Source organism: Streptomyces sp. NPDC023573, from assembly GCF_055559735.1.
The window spans coordinates 300,949-317,351 of record NZ_JBVHKB010000008.1; the positions used below are offsets into that span (position 1 = coordinate 300,949).

Below are 16,403 nucleotides of genomic sequence, written 5' to 3' on the forward strand. Positions count from 1 at the left end.
CAGGTGACGGCTCTGTCTATCTGCGTGCCGCGAGCAGAACACCGACGCCTCCGAGGAGCAGGCCGATGATCGCGGAGTAACCGAGCGTCTGACCGATCACCAGCCAGGCGAGCAGGGCGGTGACGGCCGGAGTGAGGAAGAAGAGCGTGCCCACCCGGCTGACGGCCTGCTTCTTGAGCATGAGGTTGAGCAGCAGGAACGTACCCACCGAGTTGACCAGAACGATCCACGCCAGTGAGCTGCCGAACGCGCCCCAGTCGGACACCCTCGGGTCCTCGAAAGTCAGGGTCAGGATGCCCATCACGGGTGCACCGGCCAGGAAGTGCACGGCGGTACCGCTACGGACGTCCACGCCCTGGGTGAAGCGCTTCTGGTAGACCGTGCCCGCGCTCAGACCGAGCAGCCCCACGAAGGACAGCACGATGGCACCGGCGGAGAAGTCCAGCGCGCCCGCGACCGCGAGCGCCACACCGACGCCCCCCACGGCGAAGCCGAGCCACTGCCGCCCGGTGATCTGCTCGCCCAGGAACATGCCTGCCAGCAGAGCGATCAGTACGGGGTTGAACCCCTGGATCAGCGCGACGACACCGCCCGGCAGGCCTGCGCCGATGGCCGTGTAGAAGGCGCCGAACTGTACCGCCTGCATCAGCAGACCGACGACGATCACATGCAGGAGCAGACGCCCCCGGGGCCAGGGTGACCTGCTCATCACGGCGATCACCGCCAGCAGGACCCCGGCAACCGCGAAGCGGCAGAACGTCAGCAGCAAGGGCGGCGCCGCGTCGGTGCCGATCACCGCCGCGACGAACGCGCTGCTCCACAGCACCACGAAGACGGAGGGGATCACCGCGTTCTCCCAGACCGGCGGAGGAGCGGCTTGCGGCTTGTCGGCCGCTGCCTCGACCGTGGCGGGTTTCGGGTCGGCGCCTTGCATCGCAGAGGTGTCCCCTCACCGAGGAAGTAACCGCATCAATGGGTTACTCGGGAGCCTACAGGGGCGTCGACGAACCGGTCAACGCGGTTACTCTTGAGGGATGAACTTCGCATTCGTCAGCGGCAGCGTGGCCCTTGACTTCGTCGGAACCGTGCAGAGCCGGCGTGACGCCCCGCTGGACCTGCTCACCACCTCGGACCACCTGTCCGAGTGGACAGCGTCGTCCGGAATCGTCGACGCGCCCACAGCGGCGACGCGGGCCGACCTGGTCGCGGCGGTCCGTCTCCGCGAGGCGATCTACCGCCTCATGCTCGCTTCGGCCGGCCACTCCCCTCTCCCTCCCGAGGACTGCGCCACGGTCAACCGCGCCGCCGCAACCGATCCGGTACGTGCCGAGCTCCGCCCCGACGGCACCGCGCGGCACCACGGCACGGTCGGCGCGGCCCTGTCGACGGTCGCCCGGGACGCGATCCAGCTGATGACCGAGACGCCCCAGCTGGTGAAGGAGTGCGCGGCGCCGCGCTGCACCCGCCTCTACGTCGACCGGTCCCACCGCGGCTCGCGCCGCTGGTGCGACATGACGCGGTGCGGCAACCGTGCCAAGGCTGCCGTCCACCGGTCCCGCCACACCTGACCGCCGGTGCCCGAGAAGGCGAGCGCCCCTCGCCCCCTCGGGCCGCACGACCGTTCAGCGCAAGGTCACCGCCCGCCGGGTCGCCGGACAGAGCAGCTCCGTTGAGACCGCCCCCGTTTGGTGCCGTCACCCCAGCTGCATGTGATGAAGCATCAGCAGTCCGGCCGCCATGTTGGCCGCCGGAATCTCACCACGCGCGACCATGTCCGGCACGAGCTTGAGCGGGACCCACGCACGGCGCGAGGACTCGAAGGCGTCCGCCGGATGACCGGTGTACGTCGCCTCCCGGGACCAGAAGAGGTGGTGCCGGGCGTCGACGAGGCCGTTGGCCGGTTCCACGGTCATCAGCGGTTGCAGCTCGCCGGGGCGCCATCCGGTCTCCTCCTCCATCTCGCGTGCCGCCGCGGCAGCGATGTCCTCGCCGTCCTCGACCACACCCGCGGCGAGCTCCCAGCCCCAGCTGTCGGTGATGAACCGGTGCCGCCACAGGAGCAGGACCTCATTGGCCTCGTTGACGACGGTCGCCGCGGCGACGGCCCTGAGGCGGATGAGGAAGTGGTCCAGATGGCGGCCGTCGGGGAGTACGACGTCCGCCAACTTGACCCGGAACCAGCGGTTCTCGTACACGGTCCGTTCGTTCAAGTTCGTCCACTGCACAGTTCTGCCACCTTCCGACTGGTCGATGGCAATATCGGAGCAGGGTCCGCCCCGCAGGGGAACGCGTGGACGCTCCCGCGACGAGGCTCACAGGGGCACGCGCAGCGCCCCGTCGATGAGGCCGGCCGCCGCCGCCGCGTCGGCGCTGCCGCTCTCGGCCAGATGCTTCCGTACGGAGCGGAGCCGGTCCCGGAGCCGCTGGGACTCCATGCCCTGGGCGCGTTCCGCCATTTCCGAGGCGGTGCGGGCCGCCTTGTCCGCCTCGCCCTGGAGCAGTTCGAGATGTGTCAGCATGGCGAGCCGGTGCACGGTCCCCCGGTCGTGCGCCGGGGAGCGTACGGCGGCGGCCGCGTGCTCCCGGGCACCGGGGAGGTCCCCCAGGCACAGCAGCGCCTCCGCCACCTGGACGTTGACGAGACCCGGCTGGACATATCCCGTCTCGTCCGGCTCGCCCCCGCTCCGGATGCGGTCGGCCTCGGCCTCGGCGCGGCGGATGCACTCCAGGGCGCTGCGGTGGTCGCCGAGCTGGGCGTAGGCCTTGGCCTGCATCGCGTGCAGATCGGTGGCGAGCGCCGGCGTGATGTGCGGGCCCGCCGCGCGCAGTGCGGCCTCGGCGAAGGCCACGGACCGGCGGAATTCGGCGAGGTGCAGCGACTGGTTGACGAGCAGCGCGATCACATAGCCGCCGAGTCCCCGGTCCCCGCTGGCCTTGGCCAGGCGCAGCGCCTGGTGGAAGTAGCGCTGGGCGAGCCCATGGGCGTCGGAATCGTAGGCGCAGATGCCGGCGACGGCCACCAGTCCGGCGGTCGCGCGGTGGAGCTGACGGCCCATGGCGTCGCTGTACCCCCCGCGCAGCAGCGGCGCGGTCTCGGCGTTGAGAAAGCCGACGATGCGGGGTCTGGTCGCGATGCCACCCGCCTTTCTGTACATCTGTTCGTAGTGCGCCCGGGCGGCGCGCAGCGTCTCTATGTCCGCCGTGCTCACGCGGGACGGCCCGGGGCGTGAGACGTCGGTGTCCTCGGGCGGGTTCTCCCACTCCCAGACCGGCATCACGGCTGTCGTGCCCGTGACGGCGGGGGCGGCGGTGAGGTGGGGACGCTGCTGTTCGTCGGAGCGCCACAGGGCCGTCGCGTGCTCGACGAAGCCGGACAGGCCGGCGCTCCGGGCCGCCGTGTGGACGCCGGAGACCCCCATGCCGATGTCGTCGAGCGTGACGGGCCGGCCCAGTCGGCCCGCCAGCACCTCGCAGATCAGGTCAGGGACCTGCCCTCGCGGGCGCTGACCCTTGAGCCAGCGGGCGACCGCCGTGTGCTCGTAGCGCAGGCACAGCCCGCGGGCGCGGCCGGCCTGGTTGACATGACCGGCGAGCCCGGCGCGGGACACACCTGCCTCGTCGATCAGGGATTCGAGCAGGACATTGGGCTCCATCGCCCCCCCATGTGCGCGTCGCGATGAGCCTAGTGGAGCACGGTTCACACGGGGTGTGAACGGAGTGCCCGAACCATCCTGCTGTGCGCTCTGCCGCGCCGGGGCGCCGCTGGGTTGAATGAGCTTCTCGCAAGAGGCGGCCGGGTCGTCGGCTCCCCCTCGTAACAGCTCGACGACCCGCCCCGCGCCGTTCGCCCTGCCGGCCTGCCCGACACTCCGAGGCAGGGCGGGCGGCGCCGGACCGCACAGCCCACTGCCCCGATGACAGGAGGCCCGTGTGCGGTCCCCGGGCCGCCCCGCGAGAGCAGAAGGGGCGTATCCGGTGGCCGGATACGCCCCTTCTCGACTCCGTTACGCCTACGCGCCGCGCAGCACCGCGCCGGTGCGCTCGGCGGCCAGGGCGACCGCGGTGTCGCGGGCCGCGGAGGCCTCCTCCACGGTCAGCGTGCGGTCCGGGGCGCGGAACCGCAGCGCGTACGCCAGGGACTTGTTGCCCTCACCGATCTGCTCGCCGGTGAAGACGTCGAACAGCCGCAGCGATTCGAGCAGACCGCCGGCGCCTTCGCGCAGGGCCTTCTCCACCGCGTCGGCGGGCACGTCCGAGGCGACGACGAGTGCGACGTCCTGGGTCGCCACCGGGAAGGTGGAGATCCGGGGCGCCTGCAGCGCGCCGTCGACCGCCCGCTCCAGGACGTCGAGCTCGACCTCCATGGCGCAGGTCCGCTCGGGCAGGTGGAGCTCCTTGATGACACGCGGGTGCAGTTCGCCCGCGTGTCCGAAGAGGGTCTCCTCGCCGTCGACCGTGACGTACAGGGCGGCGCAGCGGCCGGGGTGCCACGGTGCGTGCCGGTCGGCGCGGACCGTCACCTCGACGCCCGCCTCACGGGCGATGGAGCGCGCCGCCTCGATGGAGTCCGCCCAGTCGGCGGGGCGGCCCTTGCCCCACCAGCCGGCCTGCTCGCGGGCGCCCGCGAGGACGACGGCGGCACGGCGCGGCTGGCGCGGGAGCGCCGCGTCCAGTCCGGCGATCTCCTCGTCCGTGGGACGGCGGTCGACGGGCAGCCGGACGGCCTTGGTCTCCTCGCCGGTCGGCCTGAAGACCAGGCCTGTCTCGAAGAGCGCCAGGTCGTGGCTGCCGCGACCGTCGTTGCGCCGCAGCGCGCCGAGCAGGCCCGGCAGCAGCGTCGTGCGCAGCGCGGGCTCCTCGTCGGAGAGCGGGTTGACGAGGGTGACCGTGCGGCGGCGGGCGTCGTCCTTCTCCAGGCCGAGCTGGTCGAGGACGGCGCCGCCGATGAACGGGTAGCTCAGCGCCTCGACGTAACCGGCGCCCGCGAGGGCACGGCCGATGCGGCGGTGCAGCCGCTGGCGGTCGGTGAGGCCGCGTCCGGAGGGCGGGGTCGGCAGGGTGGAGGGGAGGTTCTCATACCCCTCCAGCCGGATGACCTCTTCGGCCAGGTCGTTCGGCTCGGCGAGGTCAGGGCGCCAGGACGGCACCGTGACGATCAGCTCGTCCTGGCCGTAGACGTCGCAGCCGACCTGCTGGAGACGGCGTACGACGGTCTCGCGGCCGTACGCCATTCCGGCCACCCGGTCGGGGTGGTTCGCCGGCATGGCGATGGAGCGGGGTGCGGACGGAGCCGTGATCTCCGTGACGCCGGCCTCGGCCGTGCCGCCCGCGAGGAGGACCAGCAGGTCGACCGTGCGCTGCGCGGCAGCGGCGGCGGCCTGCGGGTCGACACCGCGCTCGAAGCGCTTGGACGCCTCGGAGCTCAGCTTGTGGCGGCGCGCGGTCCGGGCGATGGCGATCGCGTCGAAGTGCGCCGCCTCGATGACGACCTCGGTGGTCCCGGTGTCCTCGGTGTGGTCGGCGATCTCGGTGTCGGCCCCGCCCATGACGCCCGCGAGGCCGATCGGCCCCCGGTCGTCGGTGATGACCAGGTCCTGGGAGTCCAGGACGCGCTTGGCACCGTCGAGCGTGGTGAGCTTCTCGCCCTGCTGGGCGCGGCGCACCCCGATCGTCCCCGCGACACGGGAGCGGTCGTAGGCGTGCAGCGGCTGGCCGAGCTCCAGCATCACGTAGTTGGTGATGTCGACGGCGAGCGAGACCGGGCGCATCCCGGCCTTCTGCAGCCTGCGCCGCATCCAGATCGGGGAGCGCGCCTCGGGCCGCAGCCCGGTGACCGTACGTGCGGTGAAGTTGCTGCAGCCGAACGGGTCGGACACCTTGACCGGGTAGCCGTGCGCGTTGGGCGGGGGCACGTCCAGGAGCGCCGGGTCGCGCAGCGGCAGCCCGTACGCGATGGCCGTCTCGCGGGCGACGCCGCGCATCGAGAGGCAGTAGCCCCGGTCCGGCGTGACGGCGATGTCCAGGACCTCGTCGACGAGCTCGAGGAGCTCGATCGCGTCGGTGCCGGGCTCGAACTCCGGCGGCAGCACGATGATGCCGTGCGTGCCGTCGTCGCCCATGCCGAGCTCGTCGGTGGAGCAGATCATGCCGTGCGAGGTCTTGCCGTACGTCTTGCGCGCGGCAATCGCGAAGTCACCGGGCAGTACGGCGCCCGGGAGGACCACGACGACCTTGTCGCCGACGGAGAAGTTACGGGCGCCGCAGACGATCTCCTGCGGGTCGCCGGTGCCGTTGGCGGTGCCGACGTCCACGGTGCAGAAGCGGATGGGCTTCTTGAAGCCCTCCAGCTCCTCGACGGTCAGGACCTGTCCGACGACCAGGGGGCCCTTCAGACCGGCGCCGGTCTGCTCGACGGTCTCGACCTCGAGGCCGACGGAGACGAGCTTGGCCTGTACGTCACGGCCGGTCTCGGTCGCCGGCAGGTCGACGTATTCCCGCAGCCAGGAAAGCGGGACGCGCATCAGATCTCCATCCCGAACGGCCGGGTGAACCGGACGTCACCATCGACCATGTCTCGCATGTCCTCTACGTTGTGGCGGAACATCAGCATCCGCTCGATGCCGAACCCGAAGGCGAATCCGCTGTACTTCTCGGGGTCGACGCCACAGGCGACGAGCACCTTGGGGTTGACCATGCCGCAGCCGCCGAGCTCGATCCAGCCCTCGCTGCCGCAGGTGCGGCAGGGGCGGTCCGGGTTGCCGACGGACTCGCCGCGGCAGACGTAGCAGACCATGTCCATCTCGGCGGACGGCTCGGTGAACGGGAAGAAGTTCGGCCGCAGCCGGGTCTTCATGTCCGCGCCGAAGAGCGCCTGGACCATGTGGTCCAGGGTGCCCTTGAGGTCGGCCATGGTGAGGCCCTCGTCGACGGCGAGCAGCTCGATCTGGTGGAAGACCGGGGTGTGCGTGGCGTCGAGCTCGTCGGTGCGGTAGACCCGGCCGGGGCAGACCACGTAGACGGGGGGCTTGCGGCTGAGCAGCGAGCGGGCCTGCACGGGTGAGGTGTGCGTCCGCAGCACGACACCGGACTCGTCGCCCTTGGCGCCGTCGGCGCCCTGCACGAAGAAGGTGTCCTGCATCTGCCGCGCCGGGTGGTCGGGCACGAAGTTCAGGGCGTCGAAGTTGAACCACTCCGCCTCGACCTCGGGGCCCTCGGCGATCTCGTAGCCCATGGCGACGAAGACGTCGGCGACGCGCTCCATGATGGTCGTCAGGGGGTGGCGCGCACCGGCGGGGGTGCGGTCGTAGGGCAGGGTGACGTCCACCGCCTCCTCGACCAGCACCCGGGCGTCACGCTCGGCCTCCAGCTCGGCCTGGCGGGCGGCCAGCGCCTTGGAGACGGCGCCGCGGGCCTGGCCCACGCGCTTGCCCGCCTCGGCCTTGGCCTGCGGCGGCAGGGCGCCGATCTCGCGGTTGGCGAGCGACAGGGGCGAGGTACCACCGGTGTGCGCGGTCTTCGCCTGGGCGAGCGCGTCGAGGTCGCCCGCGGCGGCGAAGGCGGCGAACGCCTCGTCCCGCATGCGCTCGATCTCTTCCGGTTTCAGTGCCTCGACCTCGACTGGGTCGTACGACTTGTTCGGTGCCGACATCTCTTCCCGTGCTTCCGATTGGCTGGTGGCGACCCTGGTTCGACGACTGAGGACGCAAAGGTGCCAAAAGTCGAGTCTACGGGCCGCCGGGAGGCGAAGAAGCCCGTGGGCCGCCTAGGCCAGGTAGGCCGGCATGCTCACGGGCAGGATAAATCGGAACTGGGCGCCGCCGCCGGGCGCCCGGGCGACGGTGATCGTCCCGCCGTGCGCTTCGACGATGCCCTTGACGATGTACAGGCCCAGGCCGGTCCCGCCGCGCTTGCTCCCCCGCCAGAAGCGGGTGAAGACGCGGGCCATCGACTCCTCGGGGATGCCGGGACCTTCGTCGCTCACGGTGACTGCCGTTCCACTCTCGTCGTCCTTGCCCGGTGCGGATGCGGGGGCGATCTCAATGGTGACGGTTCCCTCGCCGTGCCGCACGGCATTTTCCAGCAGGTTGCCCAGGACCTGGTCGACCTTGTCGGGATCCGCCCAGAGCGCCGGCAGCGGCTCCCGGGTGTGCACGAGGAAGCGGTCGGGCGCCTGGCCGTTCGCCGTGTGCGCCTGGATGTGGCGTTCGACGGCCGCGGCGATGTCGACGGGCTGACGGCGCAGCTCGAGCCGGCCGGAGTCGATACGGGAGATGTCGAGCAGCTCGGCGATGAGCCGGGTGACCCGGTTGGCATCGGCGTCGACGGTCTCCAGCATCAGCCGCTTCTGGTCGTCGGTGAACCGCTCCCACTTGGCCAGCAGTGTGGCGGTGAAGCCCTTGACCGAGGTCAGCGGGGAGCGCAGCTCATGGGCGACCGTGGCGATCAGCTCGGCGTGGCTGAGCTCGGTGCGCCGGCGCGCCTCGGTGCCGCGCAGCGACACGACGAGCCGGCGGACCGGGCCGGTCGGGGTCTCACGGACGTACCGGGCGGAGACCAGGACCTCGCGGCCGCCGGGAAGCAGCAGATTCCGCTCGGGCTGGCCGACCCGGGTGGCGAGGCCGCCGTACGGGTCGGTCAGGGCCCACCAGCGGCGTCCCTTGAGGTCCTCGAGGGGCAGTGCCTGGTCCAGGGGGTGGCCGAGCGCCTCGGCCGCGGGTGTCGCGGTGATCCGGGCCGCGGCGGCGTTGAAGCAGACGACCGTGCCCGTCTCGTCGGCGACGACGAGACCGTCCGGCAGATCGTCCGGGTCGATGCCCGTCGCGGGGTCCCCGGCGGCCTGGCTCTGGCCGGCCCCTTCGGGGAGGGCGCGCACGGCGGCCGTGTGTGTCGCTCGCGGCCTGCTCATGCCGACAGCCATCTTCCCGTACCCCACCTCTCGAACCGGTGCAGTGGGCCCCCGAGTTCGTCACCCTACTAGGCGCCGGCGGCCGGGCGACACCCTCCGGGGCGCCCGTCGGCGGGGTGTGGCCCGTATCGGCCGGTGGGACCCGGGTCAGCCGGCCCGGCGCGGGCGCTGGGCCCGCGCGGAGGCGTAGAGGCAGACGGCCGCGGCGGTGGCGAGGTTGAGGCTCTCGGCCTTTCCGTGGATCGGGACCCGGACCACGGCGTCGGCCAGGGCGCGGGTCTCCTCGGGCAGGCCCCACGCCTCGTTGCCGAACACCCAGGCGGTGGGCCCGCCCATGGTGCCCGCGTCGAGCTCGTCGTCGAGGTCGTCGCCCGCGCCGTCGGCCGCCAGGATGCGCACACCGGCGTCCCGGAGCCCCTGCACGGCCTGCTCCACGGGCACCCCGACGGCCACCGGCAGATGGAAGAGGGAGCCGACGGAGGCGCGGACGGACTTGGGGTTGTAGAGGTCCACGGAGGCGTCGGTCAGCACCACCGCGTCCGCGCCCGCGGCGTCCGCGCAGCGCAGCACCGTGCCGGCGTTCCCGGGGTCGCGTACGTGGGCGAGGACGGCGACCAGGGTGGGCTTCGCCGCGAGGATGTCCTCGAAGGGCGAGTCCAGGAACCGGCAGACGCCGATCAGCCCCTGGGGGGTGACGGTCTGCGAGACGTCGGCGAGCGCGTCACCGTCCGCGAGGTGGACGCGGGCGCCGGCTCGGCGTGCGGCGTCGATGATGTCGGCGTACCGGTCGGCCGCCTCGACGGTGGCGAAGAGCTCGGTCAGCGTGGGTTCGCCGTCGGTACCCCGGTGCGCGGCGGCCTCGCGCACGGCCTGCGGCCCCTCGGCGATGAACCTGCGCTCCTTGCCGCGGAAGTTGCGCCTGGCCAGCCGGCGTGCGGCGGCGATTCGCGGTGACCGCGCGGAGATCAGTTCGGGGGTGCCCATGGTCGGCGGCGAGCCTCTCTGCGTAAGTCAGCTTCTCTGCGTACGTTTCTCTGCGTACGGCTGACTACGTACGCGACACGTGCTGCAACGCACCGGACCCGCAGACGGCGCGCGCCTGCGGGTCCGGCTCGAAACGCTGGAACGACGGAAGTACTGCCTGGATCAGGCGGCCTTCGGGGCGTTGACGTCGCTCGGGAGGGCCTTCTGGGCGACCTCGACGAGGGCGGCGAACGCGTTGGCGTCGTTGACCGCGAGCTCGGCCAGGATCTTGCGGTCCACCTCGATGTTGGCGGCCTTCAGACCCTGGATGAGGCGGTTGTACGTCATGCCGTTCTGGCGGGCGGCCGCGTTGATGCGCTGGATCCAGAGCTGACGGAAGTCGCCCTTGCGCTTCTTGCGGTCGTTGTAGTTGTAGACCAGGGAGTGGGTGACCTGCTCCTTGGCCTTGCGGTACAGGCGCGAACGCTGACCGCGGTAACCGCTGGCGGCCTCGAGGATCGCCCGGCGCTTCTTGTGGGCGTTTACCGCCCGCTTGACGCGTGCCACTTTTAACTCCTTGCAGCGGGGTCAGGTGGTCGAAGTGAGGACTCACCGGACCCGGAAACGAATTGGTCCCGGTCGGATCGAGGTCGCGCCTCCGGGTTCACCGGAGGCGGCGCCTCACTTGCCGAGAAGCTTCTTGACCTTCTTGGCGTCGGCCGGAGCCACGACGACCGTGCCGGTCAGCGAGCGGGTCTTCTTCGAGGACTTGTGCTCGAGCAGGTGGCGCTTGCCGGCCTTCTCGCGCAGCACCTTGCCGGAGCCCGTGATCTTGAAGCGCTTGCTGGCACCGCTGTGCGTCTTGTTCTTCGGCATCGCGCCGTTATCTCCTCGTCAGTGGCGCCCCTCTCGGTGCGGGCACCGGACTGCAGGGGCGTCAGATCTTTGGGTGGTTTCCGAGGGACCCGGGGGCGCCTGGGTGGCGGCCCCCGGAGGTCACGCCTCGGAAGGTGTCTCGGCCGGAGCCTCGGCCGCTGCGGCCGGGGCCTCAGCGGTGTCACCCTCGGACTCGGCGTCGGGGGTGGTCCCCTGGCGCTCCGCCTTGCGGGCGGCCTGGGCCTCGCGGGCTTCGGCCATGGCTTCGGTCTTCTTCTTGTGCGGGCCCAGAACCATGATCATGTTCCGGCCGTCCTGCTTCGGGTTGGACTCGATGAACCCGAGGTCCTCGACGTCCGAAGCGAGACGCTGGAGCAGCCGGAAGCCCAGCTCGGGGCGGGACTGCTCACGACCGCGGAACATGATCGTGATCTTGACCTTGTCCCCCTGCTTGAGGAACCGGACGACGTGACCCTTCTTGGTGTCGTAGTCGTGCGGGTCGATCTTCGGCCGGAGCTTCATTTCCTTGATGACCGTGTGCGCCTGGTTCTTGCGCGCCTCACGGGCCTTCATGGCCGACTCGTACTTGAACTTCCCGTAGTCCATGAGCTTGCACACGGGGGGACGGGCTGTCGCCGCCACCTCGACCAGGTCGAGGTCGTACTCCTGTGCGAGCTCCAGGGCCTTGGCAAGCGGAACAATCCCGACCTGCTCGCCGCTGGGACCGACAAGTCGCACCTCGGGAACGCGAATCCGGTCGTTGATGCGGGGCTCGGCGCTGATGGATCCTCCTCGGTAGCACCACGCGACCGCCTGGCGGACAGCCGCGTAACGTCTTCTGTTGTGACCAACCGAGCCGGGAACGCAGAAATGCCCCGGACGGGACACAGGCGGGGCTCCTGGAACTACCGGAACACCGCCGCGTGCTACCGCGGGGCGCAATCGGGCGGCCCCATCGTCCGTACGGAACGATGGCTGCCACCTGACCGGTGACCCGCCGTCCCTGAGGACGGTCAGGTGGGAGATCGGAGCCTCCACTTGTGGGCCGAGCACATAGGTGTCCGGCCGGTCGTTACACAAGGTTAGCAGCTCCCCCGGGGCAGGGCGAACCAGCTGCCGGGACGGCTCCCGCAGGAGGAGCCGCGTGGACGTGGCCTTATCGTGTGGGGCATGAGCGACGCGACCACCCCCAGCACCGAGAACCCCGGCTTCGACGACATGGCCCGCGACATCGCGGAGGTTCCCGCGGTCGAGGTGATCGTGACCGTCGCCGTCAATCTGATGAGCGCGGCAGCCGTGAAGCTCGGCCTGACCGAGGAGGGCGAGCAGCACAAGGACCTGGACGAGGCGCGCAAGCTGGTCCAGGCGCTGGCCGGGCTGCTCGACGCGAGCGCCACCGAGATCAGCACCTTCCACGCCTCGCCGCTGCGCGACGGCCTGAAGTCGCTCCAGCTGGCCTTCCGCGAGGCCTCGCTCGTGCCGGACGAGCCGGGCCAGGGCCCGGGCGAGAAGTACACCGGTCCCGTCTACGGCTAGTCGCCCTCGCGTCTGACGAGCCCGTCGCCTCTCCCGGGCGGCGGGCTCACCCGCGTCAGCGGCTGAACAGCGGCTCGCCCGGGGCCACGGCGTCGGCCGGCAGCAGCGCCAGGTCGATTCCGCGCACCAGCCGGGCGCGCAGCACCTCGCTGGCGGACAGCGCGTCGGCGACCCGGCGGGCGGCGTCGCCCACCACGGCGTCCGGGGAGAGGACCAGGGCAAGCGTGCCGTCGGCCTGCCCGGGGCCCAGGTGGGCACGGATCACCGCGGGCTCGGCGGCGACCGCGTCCCGCACCGCGGCGACGACCGCCGGGTCGTCGAGCGGGTCCGTGCTGGTGCGGTTCTCCGCCAGGGCGAGCAGCGCCGGGCCGGTCAGCTCGAAGGCGACGGGCCCCGCGAGGTCGAGCACCACCGTGTCCGCCTTCTCGTGCGCGGCCGCCTGCAGCGCCTGGTGCAGGGGTACGGCGACGGGGCGCGCCTGCGGGTCCCAGCGGGCCAGCGAGGCGGTGGAGGTGAAGGCGGGCAGGGCGCGCCGGTCCCCGGCCTGGAGGGTCGGCACGGCCATGTCGCTGGTCTTCTCGCGGCGCAGGCCCTTCTCGTCCTCCTCGACCTCGCCGAGTACGGCGACGACCGGCACGAGCAGCCGGGCGTCGCGGAGCGCCGCTAGGACCGGGCCGACCGCCGTCCTGTCGTCGGCCCACGCCGCGAGGGCCGCCGTCAGTTCGGGCGAGGCAGTGCCGTCGTCGTCGGAGAAGCCGGGGTCCGGGATGTTCTTGAGCGCCACGGGACGAGCGTAGTGGGTCGGGTCTCTCACCTGGGCGACAGGTCGGGCACAGGCGGCTGCCAGGCGGGCTGCCTGGCGTCCGGGTCATGTCCCGTCACAGAACACGCAGGCCGGCGCTGTCCGGCCTCGTGGCCGCCGCCGTCCTGCTGCCGGCCGGTTCCGCCGCGGGAGGTGCGTACCTCGTGGCTCGCTCGCCGGATGACGCGCACGCGGCCGTGGCCGCCGTATCGTCCGCCTCGAGCCCGCCGGCCGCGGCGGGCCGGAGCGAGGAGCCCGAGGTGGATCTCGACGCGGAGCTGGCCGGGGCGCTGGCGTCCTTGGCGGACGGCGCCGATGTGTCGGTGGCCGTGCTGGACACGGAGAGCGGCGCCACTGCCGTGTACGGGGGCGGGGCGTACGACGCCGCGAGCATCGTGAAGGTCGACATCCTTGCGGCGCTGCTGCTCAAGGCGCAGGACGAGGACCGGGAACTGAACGGCGCCGAACAGGCGTACGCGGAAGCCATGATCAGACGCAGCGACAACACCTCGGCCACGGAGCTGCTCAAGGTGATCGGCGGGGAGGCGGCCCTCGACTCGGCCAACGGACGGCTGGGACTGACCAGGACGCGGGCGGCCCACGCGTGGGGCCTGACCCAGACGACCGCGGCCGATCAGGTGCGACTGCTGGAGGCGGTCTCCGGGGCGGATTCGGAGCTTTCGGTGGCCTCGCGGGCGTACATCACGGAGCTGATGGGCCAGGTCGAGGGGGACCAGCGGTGGGGGGTCTCCGCGGCGGGCACCGACGCGGTCCTGAAGAACGGCTGGATGCCCAGGACGACGACCGGGCTGTGGGACGTCAACAGCATCGGACGGGTGACGAGCGGCGGGCACGCCGTGCTGGTGGCGGTGCTGTCGCGCGGACACGCCACGAAGGAGGCGGGCATCGGCCTCGTGGAGTCCGTCGCGAGGACGGCGGTGGGCGTGACCGGTGCGGTGAGTGGACCGGGGTGAGGCAGGCTCGCCGTCCGCTCAGCGGAGGGGGCGGGTGGGGAACGGGCCGTGCCCGGGAGAGGCGGCTCCCCTGCCGCGCCACAGCACGACGGCCAGGGCGAGGAGCACGGCTCCGAGGCCGCCCGCCGCGGGGGCGAGCCAGCCGGCGGGGTCCCGGTCGTGTCCCTGCGGGGCGGGCCCGGAGCCGAAGTACTCCTTGCGGTAGCCGGCCTTCGCGGACCGGGCGCTCAGCTCGTCGGGGCGCAGCTTCGCCCCCGCCGCGATCGCCGCGGCGGGATCGACCATGCCGTAGCCCCTGGCGTCGTCGCGGCCACCGGAGGGGGCGTCGCCGGCGGTGTCGGTGATCAGGGTCTTGATCTGTGCCGGCGAGAGGCCCGGATGCGCGGCGCGTACGAGGGCCACGGCTCCGGAGACGAACGCCGACGCGGCGGACGTGCCCCACTCGATGTAGTAGTGCCGGTCGGGGTTGGCCACGACGATGTCGACGCCGGGCGCGCTGACGGTGGCGTACCAGCGGCGGGTGGAGAACGCGGCGTGCGTGCCGTACTCGTCCACGGCCGCTGCGGCGATCACACCGGGGTAGGCGGCGGGGTAGGAGATCCGGTCGCCCTTCTCCCCGCTGTTGCCGGCGGAGGCGACGACGGCGACGCCCTTGCCGAGGGCGTACTGCACGGCGGCGTCCTCACCGGGCTCGGGGTGGGCCGACTCGCTGTCGTCGCCGAGGGAGAGGTTGATGACGTCGGCGCCGTGGTCGGCCGCCCAGCGGATGCCGTCGGCGAGCGCGGTCCCGCGTGACTCGCGGGCCTTGGCGCGCGAGGGATCGCCGGATTCGAGGATCACCCGGACAGGAAGGATCTTCGCCTCCGGGGCGATGCCCAGGACGCCGTCCTCGCGGCCGGGGCCGTTTCCGCGGCCCGCGATGATGCCGGCCATGGCGGTGCCGTGCAGGGCCCAGGAGCGGTCGCCCCGTCCGGCCCCGAAGCCTATGAGGTCCTTGCCCGGGAGCACCTGCCCCGCGAGGTCGGGGTGTTCGTCGTCGACCCCGGTGTCCAGGACCGCCACCGTGACGCCCTCGCCCTTGGTGGTCCCCCAGGCCGTCCGGGCGTGGAGGGCCTCCAGGCCCCACTGCTGGTCGCGGATGGCGTCCGCCTGGGCGGGCACGGCGGGCAGCAGCGCGAAAGCGGTGGCGGTGGCCACGGCGCCGAGCGCCCGCAGCCGGCGGGGACGGGTCATTCCGGCTGCTCCGTGAGGTCGGTGACGGTCCTGCGCAGGGTGCGCTCGACCCGGTCGGCGATGCCCTTCGCCTCGTGGCCGAGCCCTGCCTGGGCCGGGGCGGTCGTGGCGTCGGCGGCCATGGCCGCCTCGGCGGGCTGCGGCTCGGCGACCGCCCGGCCGTCGGCGAAGCCGGAGACGGCGAACACGACGACGGGCAGCTCCGTCAGGACATGGACGGTCCAGCTGGCGCGCTGCCGGTCCCCGAAGTCCGCGGCGACGGTGCCCTTGACCGGGTAGGTGCGGGGCATCAGGTCGGCGCGGTCGGCGAGGCGCTGTGTGGTGAACCGGATGTCGAGCGCGCCCATGGCGTCGGTGTCGCCCTCGGTGAAGACCATGCCGACGGTGGTGACGCTGCTGCGCGTGGCGTCGGTGTAGGTCGCGCGCACCAGGCGTTCGCAGCCGACGGGGCGGAGCGTCGTGAGCAGCAGCGGGTCCAGGCCCGCCCCGCAGCCGCTGTCACTCGCGACGGCGACCCTGGTCCAGACGCGGTCGGTGGCCCCGGGGCCCGCGCCGTCGCCCTTGAGGGTGGCCGGGAAGAGGGTTTCGACGGGCACGCTGTGCCAGACCGAGCGGCCCACGGAGTACGCGCTCGCGGCGCCGGGCTCGGCGGCGGAGTCGCCGGTGAGCCAACTGCCGGTGACCGCGCCGCCGATGAGCCCGAGGCCGAGCACGGCGCAGACCGCGGCGGCCGCGGCCCTGACGCGGTTCCCGGCCTTGACCGGGCGGAGCCGGGTGGTGGTCTCGGCGGGCGTCTCGGCGTACGCGTAGTAGGCGCCGGGCGGGGCCGGGGCGGCGCCGGGGCGCGGCGTGAGGTCCACGGCGCCGACGGGCCTGCGCCTGGTGGCGGGGGGCGGTGGCGGCGGGCCGGGATGGGCGGGGGGCACGGGGCGGAGCCGGGCGGTCGTCTCCACCGGCGGCAGGGACGCGGGCGGCACGGACGCGGGCGGTACGGGTCCGGCGGGCGGGGCCGGCGGCGCGGATCCGGCACGCGGAGCCGGGGGTGCGGGCGTGCTGCCGGGGGCCGGCGGCGCGGGCTCCGGAGGGACCTGCGGTGCGGCCGCGTTGCCGGGTA

At 72.6% G+C, this 16,403-nt stretch carries 16 protein-coding genes; 3 read left to right on the forward strand and 13 right to left on the reverse strand.

Annotation, left to right across the window (positions count from 1 at the left end; all coding sequences use genetic code 11):
* Positions 1–16 precede the first annotated feature (16 nt).
* Positions 17–934: a DMT family transporter gene (locus tag ACZ32T_RS25980; protein ID WP_467264598.1), complete on the reverse strand. Its 918-nt coding sequence runs from the start codon at positions 932–934 to the stop codon at positions 17–19.
* A 100-nt stretch (positions 935–1,034) separates the two neighbouring features.
* Between ACZ32T_RS25980 and ACZ32T_RS25985 the strand changes: the two genes are divergently transcribed.
* On the forward strand, positions 1,035–1,568 hold the full coding sequence (locus ACZ32T_RS25985) for a CGNR zinc finger domain-containing protein (RefSeq protein ID WP_467369282.1): 534 nt from the start codon (positions 1,035–1,037) through the stop codon (positions 1,566–1,568).
* Between the two features lie 126 nt (positions 1,569–1,694).
* Here ACZ32T_RS25985 and ACZ32T_RS25990 read toward each other — a convergent pair whose 3' ends face one another.
* From ACZ32T_RS25990 to infC, 9 genes are all read right to left on the reverse strand, one after another.
* Positions 1,695–2,225: an NUDIX domain-containing protein gene (locus ACZ32T_RS25990; protein ID WP_467369284.1), complete on the reverse strand. Its 531-nt coding sequence runs from the start codon at positions 2,223–2,225 to the stop codon at positions 1,695–1,697.
* An 87-nt stretch (positions 2,226–2,312) separates the two neighbouring features.
* Complete coding sequence (locus tag ACZ32T_RS25995) at positions 2,313–3,653, reverse strand: transcriptional regulator (protein WP_467369286.1); 1,341 nt, start codon at positions 3,651–3,653, stop codon at positions 2,313–2,315.
* Positions 3,654–4,010: 357 nt separating this feature from the next.
* A complete protein-coding gene (gene pheT, locus ACZ32T_RS26000) occupies positions 4,011–6,521 on the reverse strand; it encodes a phenylalanine--tRNA ligase subunit beta (protein WP_467369288.1) in 2,511 nt (836 codons plus the stop codon).
* Positions 6,521–7,648 carry a phenylalanine--tRNA ligase subunit alpha gene (gene pheS / locus ACZ32T_RS26005; protein WP_467264588.1) on the reverse strand — a complete coding sequence of 376 codons (1,128 nt, stop codon included), beginning with the start codon at positions 7,646–7,648 and terminating at the stop codon, positions 6,521–6,523. Before pheS ends, pheT begins: the two co-directional genes overlap by 1 nt.
* Before the next feature lie 114 nt (positions 7,649–7,762).
* Entirely contained in the window at positions 7,763–8,917 is a 1,155-nt protein-coding gene (locus tag ACZ32T_RS26010) for a sensor histidine kinase (RefSeq protein WP_467264586.1), read from the reverse strand.
* Between the two features lie 135 nt (positions 8,918–9,052).
* Positions 9,053–9,889 (reverse strand): TrmH family RNA methyltransferase, encoded by an 837-nt coding sequence (locus ACZ32T_RS26015; RefSeq protein WP_467369290.1) that lies wholly within the window; start codon positions 9,887–9,889, stop codon positions 9,053–9,055.
* A gap of 162 nt (positions 9,890–10,051) precedes the next feature.
* A complete protein-coding gene (rplT, locus tag ACZ32T_RS26020) occupies positions 10,052–10,435 on the reverse strand; it encodes a 50S ribosomal protein L20 (RefSeq protein ID WP_003970214.1) in 384 nt (127 codons plus the stop codon).
* A gap of 114 nt (positions 10,436–10,549) precedes the next feature.
* Positions 10,550–10,744 carry a 50S ribosomal protein L35 gene (gene rpmI, locus ACZ32T_RS26025; protein WP_099176763.1) on the reverse strand — a complete coding sequence of 65 codons (195 nt, stop codon included), beginning with the start codon at positions 10,742–10,744 and terminating at the stop codon, positions 10,550–10,552.
* A gap of 120 nt (positions 10,745–10,864) precedes the next feature.
* Complete coding sequence (infC, locus tag ACZ32T_RS26030) at positions 10,865–11,527, reverse strand: translation initiation factor IF-3 (protein WP_467265062.1); 663 nt, start codon at positions 11,525–11,527, stop codon at positions 10,865–10,867.
* A 387-nt stretch (positions 11,528–11,914) separates the two neighbouring features.
* Here infC and ACZ32T_RS26035 point away from each other — a divergent pair, with 387 nt between their 5' ends.
* Positions 11,915–12,280: a DUF1844 domain-containing protein gene (locus ACZ32T_RS26035; protein ID WP_031097477.1), complete on the forward strand. Its 366-nt coding sequence runs from the start codon at positions 11,915–11,917 to the stop codon at positions 12,278–12,280.
* Between the two features lie 55 nt (positions 12,281–12,335).
* Here ACZ32T_RS26035 and ACZ32T_RS26040 read toward each other — a convergent pair whose 3' ends face one another.
* Positions 12,336–13,064 (reverse strand): SseB family protein, encoded by a 729-nt coding sequence (locus ACZ32T_RS26040; RefSeq protein ID WP_356716342.1) that lies wholly within the window; start codon positions 13,062–13,064, stop codon positions 12,336–12,338.
* An 86-nt stretch (positions 13,065–13,150) separates the two neighbouring features.
* On the opposite strand from ACZ32T_RS26040, the gene ACZ32T_RS26045 reads away from it, so the two are divergent.
* Positions 13,151–14,056 carry a serine hydrolase gene (locus ACZ32T_RS26045; protein ID WP_467369292.1) on the forward strand — a complete coding sequence of 302 codons (906 nt, stop codon included), beginning with the start codon at positions 13,151–13,153 and terminating at the stop codon, positions 14,054–14,056.
* A gap of 18 nt (positions 14,057–14,074) precedes the next feature.
* Here ACZ32T_RS26045 and mycP read toward each other — a convergent pair whose 3' ends face one another.
* On the reverse strand, positions 14,075–15,289 hold the full coding sequence (gene mycP, locus ACZ32T_RS26050; protein ID WP_467369294.1) for a type VII secretion-associated serine protease mycosin: 1,215 nt from the start codon (positions 15,287–15,289) through the stop codon (positions 14,075–14,077).
* Positions 15,286–16,149 (reverse strand): hypothetical protein, encoded by an 864-nt coding sequence (locus tag ACZ32T_RS26055; protein WP_467265060.1) that lies wholly within the window; start codon positions 16,147–16,149, stop codon positions 15,286–15,288. Before ACZ32T_RS26055 ends, mycP begins: the two co-directional genes overlap by 4 nt.
* Positions 16,150–16,403 lie beyond the last annotated feature (254 nt).

Coding starts and splice junctions, on each gene's coding strand:
- ACZ32T_RS25980 (WP_467264598.1), bottom strand. CDS start 934: ATGCAAGGCGCCGACCCGAAACCCGCCACGGTCGAGGCAGCGGCCGAC.
- ACZ32T_RS26045 (WP_467369292.1), top strand. CDS start 13,151: ATGTCCCGTCACAGAACACGCAGGCCGGCGCTGTCCGGCCTCGTGGCC.
- ACZ32T_RS26015 (WP_467369290.1), bottom strand. CDS start 9,889: ATGGGCACCCCCGAACTGATCTCCGCGCGGTCACCGCGAATCGCCGCC.
- ACZ32T_RS26035 (WP_031097477.1), top strand. CDS start 11,915: ATGAGCGACGCGACCACCCCCAGCACCGAGAACCCCGGCTTCGACGAC.
- ACZ32T_RS25995 (WP_467369286.1), bottom strand. CDS start 3,653: ATGGAGCCCAATGTCCTGCTCGAATCCCTGATCGACGAGGCAGGTGTG.
- mycP (WP_467369294.1), bottom strand. CDS start 15,289: ATGACCCGTCCCCGCCGGCTGCGGGCGCTCGGCGCCGTGGCCACCGCC.
- pheS (WP_467264588.1), bottom strand. CDS start 7,648: ATGTCGGCACCGAACAAGTCGTACGACCCAGTCGAGGTCGAGGCACTG.
- pheT (WP_467369288.1), bottom strand. CDS start 6,521: ATGCGCGTCCCGCTTTCCTGGCTGCGGGAATACGTCGACCTGCCGGCG.
- ACZ32T_RS25985 (WP_467369282.1), top strand. CDS start 1,035: ATGAACTTCGCATTCGTCAGCGGCAGCGTGGCCCTTGACTTCGTCGGA.
- ACZ32T_RS26010 (WP_467264586.1), bottom strand. CDS start 8,917: ATGGCTGTCGGCATGAGCAGGCCGCGAGCGACACACACGGCCGCCGTG.
- rpmI (WP_099176763.1), bottom strand. CDS start 10,744: ATGCCGAAGAACAAGACGCACAGCGGTGCCAGCAAGCGCTTCAAGATC.